This window comes from Leyella stercorea (assembly GCF_021531655.1).
Genome location: NZ_JADYUF010000034.1, coordinates 30,799 through 39,592, shown reverse-complemented (window position 1 = coordinate 39,592; position 8,794 = coordinate 30,799). Strand labels below are relative to the sequence as shown.

Annotated in this window: 7 protein-coding genes; 4 read left to right on the top strand and 3 right to left on the bottom strand. The window is 45.7% G+C overall.

What is annotated here, in order from left to right:
• Nucleotides 1-877 precede the first annotated feature (877 nt).
• Nucleotides 878-1,264: an SMU1112c/YaeR family gloxylase I-like metalloprotein gene (gene gloA2, locus I6E49_RS10410; RefSeq protein ID WP_235402186.1), complete on the top strand. Its 387-nt coding sequence runs from the start codon at nt 878-880 to the stop codon at nt 1,262-1,264.
• 616 nt (nt 1,265-1,880) lie between these two features.
• On the top strand, nt 1,881-3,449 hold the full coding sequence (locus I6E49_RS10405) for a peptide chain release factor 3 (RefSeq protein ID WP_235402185.1): 1,569 nt from the start codon (nt 1,881-1,883) through the stop codon (nt 3,447-3,449).
• A 156-nt stretch (nt 3,450-3,605) separates the two neighbouring features.
• On the opposite strand, the gene I6E49_RS10400 is transcribed toward I6E49_RS10405, so the two are convergent.
• Complete coding sequence (locus tag I6E49_RS10400; RefSeq protein WP_235402184.1) at nt 3,606-4,469, bottom strand: Rpn family recombination-promoting nuclease/putative transposase; 864 nt, start codon at nt 4,467-4,469, stop codon at nt 3,606-3,608.
• Between the two features lie 185 nt (nt 4,470-4,654).
• Here I6E49_RS10400 and I6E49_RS10395 point away from each other — a divergent pair, with 185 nt between their 5' ends.
• Entirely contained in the window at nt 4,655-6,073 is a 1,419-nt protein-coding gene (locus I6E49_RS10395) for a hypothetical protein (RefSeq protein WP_235402183.1), read from the top strand.
• A gap of 1 nt (nt 6,074) precedes the next feature.
• Here the strand turns inward: I6E49_RS10395 and I6E49_RS10390 are convergent, their stop codons facing one another.
• Together I6E49_RS10390 and I6E49_RS10385 are read right to left on the bottom strand one after the other, a co-directional pair.
• Complete coding sequence (locus I6E49_RS10390) at nt 6,075-6,458, bottom strand: hypothetical protein (RefSeq protein ID WP_235402182.1); 384 nt, start codon at nt 6,456-6,458, stop codon at nt 6,075-6,077.
• A 296-nt stretch (nt 6,459-6,754) separates the two neighbouring features.
• The gene (locus I6E49_RS10385; RefSeq protein WP_235402179.1) at nt 6,755-7,576 is read right to left on the bottom strand and encodes a GIN domain-containing protein; all 822 of its coding nucleotides are present in this window, start codon (nt 7,574-7,576) and stop codon (nt 6,755-6,757) included.
• Between the two features lie 126 nt (nt 7,577-7,702).
• Here I6E49_RS10385 and I6E49_RS10380 point away from each other — a divergent pair, with 126 nt between their 5' ends.
• Complete coding sequence (locus I6E49_RS10380) at nt 7,703-8,743, top strand: DHH family phosphoesterase (RefSeq protein ID WP_235402177.1); 1,041 nt, start codon at nt 7,703-7,705, stop codon at nt 8,741-8,743.
• Nucleotides 8,744-8,794: the final 51 nt, after the last annotated feature.

The following is an 8,794-nucleotide window of genomic DNA, read 5'->3' as shown; positions in this document are numbered from 1 at the left end:
TAATTTGAGGCGATCATCCTCTGATAATTCAAGTACTTTTATTGGTTTCATAATTTACTTTTTCTATAAAACGGAAAAATAACCATATTAGTACTGATATATATATAAATAATTTAGATCACTTACTTAGTAAAAATTTTCATAGACTTCATACAATGATAATTTAAGTTCACATTCTTTTGTTATGTCTTTACCGTATTTTGTTAATACATCTGAAATGTTTAGAGTTCTATTAAACTTGTATCCTTTATAAGAAAATAGTACTCCATCAACACGTCGTGTATAATAACCATTTATAGGAACTATTACCTCAATTGTATTATGTGCGCTTATACTGTAATTAGAAAATTTAATCGAAGATACATGTACATGGCTAATAAGACTATAATTAGCCTTGTACACATATTGGATTTTATTTCTTTTTTCTTTTATCTACTTCATTTCCAACTGCTGATGTGCCAACTCCTGCTGTACCATTAGACTTAACGCTTTCGGTTACATATTTAGTAGTCGTTTTAACAGATTCACCTTTTAAAAGAACGAAGATTGATAAAGTTTATTGCTTAGGATTACATCATTTTACAAATGAAAACACTATATGCTTGTGTCGGAAAAGTATAAAAGTCCTAATTTCTATGTTTCTCTTCTTGTAAATTATGGGATATTAAGAAAAACATCGTATCTTTGTCGCAAATTTAGGCATTCTTTGTATATTGCAAGGTTGTAAAAGAAAAAGAATATAGCTCGTTTCTAAATCGTTAGCAGTTACATTCTTCAAAGTATTTAGCTCGCTGATATCCAACCAATAAAAGATTTCGTTACGACTGTTATTTAGAGTAAAAAACAATAACTTTACAGACAATATATAAGAGTAATTATGAGATTAAATAAAATTCATCATGTAGCAGTGATTTGCTCCGACTATGAGCGGTCGAAGCAATTCTATACCGATGTGCTCGGATTAAGAATTGTCAGTGAGCATTATCGCAAGGAACGTGATTCGTGGAAGGCAGACTGTTGGCTTGGTTCTACGTATGTAGTGGAGTTGTTTTCATTCCCCAATCCTCCTGTGCGTCCATCATATCCCGAAGCAGCAGGTCTGCGTCATCTTGCATTTGAAGTGGACAATTTGGCTGAGGCAGTTGACGAACTTGACTGCAAAGGTATTGTACACGAACCAATACGCACAGATGAATATACCGGCAAGCGTTTTGTGTTCTTCAGCGACCCCGATAAATTGCCGATAGAACTGTATGAAAAATAATTCCGCCAACGGATAATATATAAAGAAATGTATGCAAATATCGTACAGGCAGTAAAAAAGTGTTACAAACAGAATTTCGATTCTGGAGTTTACGGAAGCGTTTTTTATATGTAACGGAAGTGGCGGATGCCATATATTTAGTCATTCTGGGCTTCTTTGCACTCCAAAGGGACTACTTTTTGAGTGCAAAGAAGCCCTTTTTAGATTGCAAAACGACTACTATTGCAATGCTATTAGGGCTTATGAGGAGGGCTAAAGTTGCCCTTTAGAAAAGAAAAGGAGCCTTTTCTGATGGCTTGCAATTGCACATCTACACTCTAAAACACCGCAACACGCTGAGTATTAAAGCAATAATCGCTGCACGCTCAAAACTCACGAATTTTGAGCTAAAGATTTCCTCGCGCGTTCAGCTCGCAGTTTTGAGCGGTCAAGAATGCAAATATAGGAGCGGGCTGCGCTCCACTTAGGTTGAGGAGGTGATGTGCTGATGGGGTGTAGTTTGCCAACCGAACTATCACCATTATACATAATAAATATGGTTTAAAAGTCAAAAAATCAGGCAAGCGTGTTTTTATGTGCAATAGTTTGTATAACTTTGCAGTCCAAAACGTATATTATGAACCAGGAAATAGAACGCAGGCGAACTTTCGCCATCATATCACACCCTGACGCAGGTAAGACTACGCTCACCGAGAAGTTCCTTCTCTTTGGCGGCCAGATACAGGTGGCAGGTGCAGTAAAGAACAACAAAATACGCAAGTCGGCTACGTCCGACTGGATGGAAATCGAGAAGCAGCGTGGTATCTCTGTGTCGACTTCGGTTATGGAGTTTGACTACGAGGGCTACAAAATCAACATTCTTGACACTCCGGGTCACCAGGACTTCTGCGAAGACACATACCGCACTCTTACAGCTGTCGACTCTGCCATCATTGTAGTGGACGGTGCGAAGGGTGTGGAGACCCAGACACGTAAGCTGATGGAGGTGTGCCGCATGCGCAACACTCCGGTTATCATCTTCATCAACAAGATGGACCGCGAGGGACGCGACCCGTTCGACTTACTCGACGAACTGGAGGAGGAACTCCAGATCAGCGTGCGCCCGCTGTCATGGCCTATCAACATCGGTGTCAAGTTCAAGGGTGTGTACAATATCTACGAGAACAAACTCGACCTCTTCAAGCCCGACAAGCAGCGCGTGACTGAAAAGGTGGAGGTTGACATCAACTCTACAGAACTTGAAGAGCACATCGGCGAGCAGGATGCCAAGCAGCTGCGCGACGACGTGGAGCTGATTGACGGCGTATATCCCGAGTTTGACGTTGAGACTTACCGTTCGGCAGAAGTGGCTCCCGTATTCTTCGGTTCGGCATTGAACAACTTCGGTGTGCAGGAACTGCTCAACTGCTTTGTCAAGATAGCCCCGTCGCCAAGACCAACAAAGGCTGAGGAGCGCACCGTAGAGCCCGAAGAGCCGAAGTTTACCGGCTTCATCTTCAAGATTACAGCCAACATCGACCCCAACCACCGCTCATGTATCGCCTTCTGCAAGGTGTGCAGCGGCAAGTTCGAGCGCAACAAGCCCTATCTGCATGTGCGTCAGGGCAAGACTCTGCGTTTCTCTTCGCCCACTCAGTTTATGGCTCAGCGCAAGAGCACCATTGACGAGGCATGGCCAGGCGACATCGTAGGTTTGCCCGACAACGGCATCTTCAAGATTGGCGACACACTGACTGAGGGCGAGAAGCTTCACTTCCGCGGACTGCCTTCGTTCTCGCCGGAGATGTTCAAGTATATCGAGAACGACGACCCAATGAAGGCAAAGCAGCTTGAGAAGGGTATCAACCAGCTCATGGACGAGGGTGTGGCACAGCTGTTTGTCAACCAGTTTAACGGTCGTAAGATTATCGGCACCGTAGGTCAGCTGCAGTTTGAGGTGATACAGTATCGTCTGGAGAACGAGTATAACGCCAAGTGCCGTTGGGAACCCGTTCATCTGCACAAGGCTTGCTGGATAGAGAGCGACGATGCTGATGAACTCGAGCAGTTCAAGAAGCGCAAGTATCAGTATATGGCCAAGGACCGCGACGGACGCGATGTATTCCTTGCTGACTCGGGCTATGTGCTGTCTATGGCTCAGCAGGACTTCAAGCACATCAAGTTCCACTTCACAAGCGAGTTCTAAGAAAAGTAAAAAGGTAAAAAAGTAAAAGAGTAAAAAGGTAAAAGAGTAAAAAGGCTGAAGAGATTATTGTCTCTAAGACTATACATAAAGCAATGAGGGTGTGTCAATTTTGTTTTGACACACCCTCATTTTATTTTCGAGGCTTTCCCATTTTATTTATACAACCGGATTCAACCGTTCAATTTCCTGTCTCTGCAGACCAGTTGCTTTTGCAATGTCGTCAATTGACATTCCCATATTTAATAAATTTCTGGCAATCTCAACACGTCCTTCTGCTCTGCCTTCAGCTCTGCCTTCCTCCATGCTTCTCCTATTAGAATCGACAAGAAGCAAGCGTTCTGCACCGAGTTTGTCCCAAAAGTCGTCGTAGGCAAGAAGCTCATTTTTCGACATTGCTGATTCTTCTACAGCCTTTAGTGCTTTAGAGGTCTCGGGATTGTCCAACAGTTCTTGCGGAACTTCCTTTGTATGCTCATCTATCTCTGTCAGAAATCTAAGCCACAGCACAGCCATTTTCTTTTCTTTGATGGAATGAGCCTGGAATTTTGGAAGCTCCACGAATGTGAAATGAAGTCCGTCGATAATCTCGTCGCTATGCAGTTCGTGCACAACATTGTAGTTATGGATAAACTCATCCGGATATTCCTTCATGAAAGTCTCGTTGACAAGATTGAGCGAATAGACAGGCTGTAACATTTCATACTTGCGCTTTTTGTCAAGCTGACGCACAAAAGCCTTGGAAGCATTAAACAGCACACGCTGTTTGAACGCCTCTGTCCACAGCATCTGCATTTCTACAATAAATTGTCTGTTTTTCACATCACGACATCTCACGTCAACAATACTGTTCTTACCTACGTAAGTGTCGGGCACAAGTTCAGGCGACAAATACTCAACGCTCTCTATCTGCTCGTCATCAGCCAATGGCAGCAGGGCGTTAAGCAGACTGATGAGCAAATCCTTATGCTCACCAAATATCTTCTTGAATGTGAGGTCGGCTTTAGGGTCAAGATATCTCATAGTGGAACTATATTTATTGTTTACATATTGTTATATATGGCAAATATACGAATAAAAATCGACAACGTTGTGGTTTTACAGTTTAATTGTTGAGATTAAAATGTATATTTATATATGAATACACGTGATGAATTGAAAATTAATATTTACCTTTACAGCCGAATAAGAAACAACAAACATAAGAAATGAAACCTTTCGCAAAACAAAAAATCTACAGCAAGTCTGTATTCAAGACATGGAGTGTGGCTTTGCTTGCAGCCACTTTGGGTTTTGGCTCGTACACAACGGCTGCTGCCAAATCCGACAACAACTCTACAGCTAAGGAAATTGAGAACTATTTCGGTCAGCGTCTGGCTGGAAAGGATGCGCAGCTCAACTGCAATGCCAAGGTGAAGACGGCTGACGTGGCATCGTCAAGAACTATGCTTTGGGAGGCTTGGAAGCGCGCCAACGACGCACAGGACAAAAACATAATGGTAGGACTGCCCAACCTGTCGGATGCCAAGACCGGCAAATGGCAGTTGCCAGCCAATCTTGAGCCCAACGCCATTATGCCATATTATTATGGTAAGAAGGTGGCAGCCGGTGAGACTGTACCTGCCGACGGACTGCCACTGTTCGTCTATATGCACGGTTCTGGACCGAAGGCGCAGGAATGGATAACCGGATTAAAGCTCGCCCAGATGTTTGAGGATTCGCCTTCCGCCTACTTCATACCTCAAATCCCTAATGAGGGCAACTATTACAGATGGTGGCAGAAGTCGAAGCAGTGGGCTTGGGAGAAGCTGCTGCGCATGGCTATGCTATCGGGCGAAATCAATCCGAACCGCATTTATATGTTCGGCATATCGGAGGGCGGATACGGATCGCAGCGTCTGGCTTCATACTATGCCGACTATCTGGCTGCTGCCGGACCTATGGCTGGCGGCGAACCGCTGCGCAATGCTCCTGTTGAGAACTGCGCCAACATCGGTTTCTCTTTCCTCACTGGCGAGTACGACCGGATGTTCTTCCGCAACCAATTCACCACTGATACCAAAATGGCGTTTGACAGTCTGCAAGCTCTGCATCCCGACCAGTTCAAGCACCGCATCGAACTGGTGCCCAACTGCGCCCATCAGATTGACTATCGCCCCACAACACCATGGCTGAGCAAGTTCACACGCAACCCTTACCCCAAGCATATGATGTGGGAGGACTTTGATGTAGACGGACGTCATCGTCAGGGATTCTACAACCTGCGTGTCGACAAGCGCCCCGTCCTCGACCCGATGTCGCGCACTACATACACAATGGACATAACGGACAACACCGTAAACATTACAGTGAAGACCGTGACATACGAGGTTCTGCAGACCGACCCATACTGGCACAGCATCGAAATGAAGATAAAGCGCCACTATTCGGAAGCCACCGACCTGCAGTTCACCGTGTTCCTCGACGAGCATTTGGTAGATATGAACCGCAAGGTTACGGTGATGGTCAACGGCCGTAAGGTGTTTGCAGGCAAACTGAAGCCTAACCTTCAGAACATGGCAGAAAGCCTGGCTACATTCGGCGACCCTTGCCGCATCTATCCAGCAGCTGTTCAGGTGAAGCTGTAGACTACTTGTCTATCTTGCTTATCTCGCTTGCCTCCCAGTCCTGCCACTGCTTCATGGCTTCCTGCCAATCGGTCTGCTCGCCAGCGGCAACAGCGTCCTGCATCCGGGCTGCTTCGTCGCGCTCACGGTCGCGTGCTCGCTTGGCTTTCATGTCGGCAATGGTCTGGTCGTCGAGTATGCGTATGGCACCACGGTGTATGGCGTCATACAGTTCCTGCTCGCCAAATGCATGTCCCGGCACATTAAAATCGGAGATGTTGAATTCATACTCTACACGCAGCTTATGACGAATATCCTTCTGCTTGGCACGGTTGGCACAGTTCTTCAGTCGCAGTAGCTTGGCAATGCCCTGAATTTCGGAATCAGAATATTTGTTTCTTCCCATACAAATTTAATAATAGTCTGAATTAATAATTTTCGTAATCAATTATACATACATTAAAATAATGGCAATGTCCGCAGCATTCAATGCAGACATTGCCATTGTTTTATGCTTAACAACTTGCAAAATTAGCTTATTTTGTTAAATAATCTACTTTTTAACCACAAATATTTGTTTTGTTCGAATATAAGCTATATATTTGCGGTATCATTTTTTGATGATTTCGATTTTTACGAAATCAACAGTTATGAGGTTGGTAGCTTCCTGCACCAACCTCTTTTGTTTTTCATGCGGTCTCGTCATCGAGCTACACGCAACTCAGAACGGTCGATGTCGCCCGAACCTTTCTTTGAGGTGTTGAGCGTGCGCAACGTTCCCTTCAACTCTACGTCGCCACTGCCGCGCAGGTCAATATCGGCATTGCCACAATTGATGAAATCAAGATCGAGGTCGCCACTGCCTTGCAACGAAGCCTTCACGTCGGCTACACCTTTGAGCGTAGCGTCAAGATCGCCCGAGCCTCTGAGTGCTGCATTTGCATTGCGTGCCTTCAGCATCTTCACCTCAAGGTCGCCACTGCCAAGCAGTTCGAGATTGGCTGCAGCACAGTCAACGCCAAGGGCTTTAACATCGCCACTGCCACGCAGACGCAACGAAATATTATCGCACAATACTTTGCGCAGGTCGACATCGCCCGAACCTGAGAGCTCCACGTCAAGAACATCGGTGTCGATATTGCTTTGCGCTTCAAAATTGCCCGATCCTTTCAGATAGACAGAAGTAATGTCTGGCGACGATACATATACGGTGAGGCGCGCCGGACCGACTATTCTCATTCCACGACCTTTAGTTGTAACAACAAGAGTCTCGCCATTCTGCTTTATGTTGAGATTGTCTACCAGACTCTTGGTTCCCTCAATACGCACCGACGATGTCTTGCCTTGAACAAACTTTATATCAGCCGAGGTGTACGACTCAATCTTGCAGAAATAGCCAACCTTAACTACACGTTTCGCGAAAGAACGGTCTGCCTTCAGATCCTTGCTCGAATAGCATGCTATGCATGCAACACTCATCGTCACCAAGACAATGAATGAAAAGATACGTTTTGCTGTCATCATAATACCAAATATTAATTATTAATCAGATTTTTGACGCAAAGCTACAAAAAAAAGTTGCAAAAACGAAAAAAAGTTGGCTGTACCATACTTAATTTGTAACTTTGCATCCAATACATTATTTAAACAATGGGTATAGAATTATTAACCGCGGCGGAAGCCGAATCACTCAAGGCATATATCAACTCAGCCGAACACATTATTATTTGCTGTCATAAGTCACCCGACGGTGACGCCATCGGATCGTCACTTGCATGGGCCGACTATCTGCGCACGCTCGGCAAAAACCCCGAAATCATTGTACCTGACGCTTATCCCGACTTTCTACAATGGATGCCAGGCTCCGAACGCATCATACGATACGACAAGCACGCTGCCGACAAGGCCGACCCGATGCTTGCCTCAGCCGACCTGATATTCTGTCTCGACTTCAACGGTACCGACCGTGTGGACGATATGAAGGACGCTTTGGAGCAGTCGCCTGCCAAGAAGATTATGATCGACCACCATCTCGACCCGCACATGGACACAGTTCTGACCATATCTCACCCGCATATGTCGAGCACCTCCGAACTCGTGTTCCGTATAATATGGCAGTTGGGCGGATTCGAAGAGATGTCGCGCAAGTGTGCCGTGTGCATATATTGCGGTATGATGACCGACACGGGCGGATTCACCTACAACTCTACACGTCCGGAAATTTTCTATATCGTCAGCCAATTGCTGACCAAGGGCATCGACAAGGACAAGATATACCGCAACGTATTCAACAACTTCAGCCCGTGGGCAATACGTCTGCGCGGCCATCTGATGAGCCAGAAACTCAACGTGTTTGGCGACATTCACGCCTCCTACTTCACCATCTCGCGCCGCGATATGCGCGACTTCCACTTCATCAAGGGTGACGCTGAGGGGCTTGTCAACGAACCTCTGAAGATAAAAGGCATGCGCCTGTCGGTTTCGCTGCGCGAGGACGACCGCCGCGACAACACCATCTGGGTGTCGCTGCGCTCGGTAGACGACTTCCCCTGCAACAAGATGGCAGCCGACTTCTTCAACGGCGGCGGCCACCTCAACGCCAGCGGCGGCAGACTCTACTGCTCGCTCGACGAGGCTGAACGTATAGTAAGAACGGCATTTGAGCAATACAAAGACCTGCTCACGAAATAAAAAACGTGAAATATTGTCAACCCAAGGTGACATTACATATAATTTTTGTAC

Excerpts from the sequence above, each read along its gene's own strand:
- gloA2 (WP_235402186.1), top strand. The coding sequence starts at position 878 with ATGAGATTAAATAAAATTCATCATGTAGCAGTGATTTGCTCCGACTAT.
- I6E49_RS10405 (WP_235402185.1), top strand. The coding sequence starts at position 1,881 with ATGAACCAGGAAATAGAACGCAGGCGAACTTTCGCCATCATATCACAC.
- I6E49_RS10400 (WP_235402184.1), bottom strand. The coding sequence starts at position 4,469 with ATGAGATATCTTGACCCTAAAGCCGACCTCACATTCAAGAAGATATTT.
- I6E49_RS10395 (WP_235402183.1), top strand. The coding sequence starts at position 4,655 with ATGAAACCTTTCGCAAAACAAAAAATCTACAGCAAGTCTGTATTCAAG.
- I6E49_RS10390 (WP_235402182.1), bottom strand. The coding sequence starts at position 6,458 with ATGGGAAGAAACAAATATTCTGATTCCGAAATTCAGGGCATTGCCAAG.
- I6E49_RS10385 (WP_235402179.1), bottom strand. The coding sequence starts at position 7,576 with ATGATGACAGCAAAACGTATCTTTTCATTCATTGTCTTGGTGACGATG.
- I6E49_RS10380 (WP_235402177.1), top strand. The coding sequence starts at position 7,703 with ATGGGTATAGAATTATTAACCGCGGCGGAAGCCGAATCACTCAAGGCA.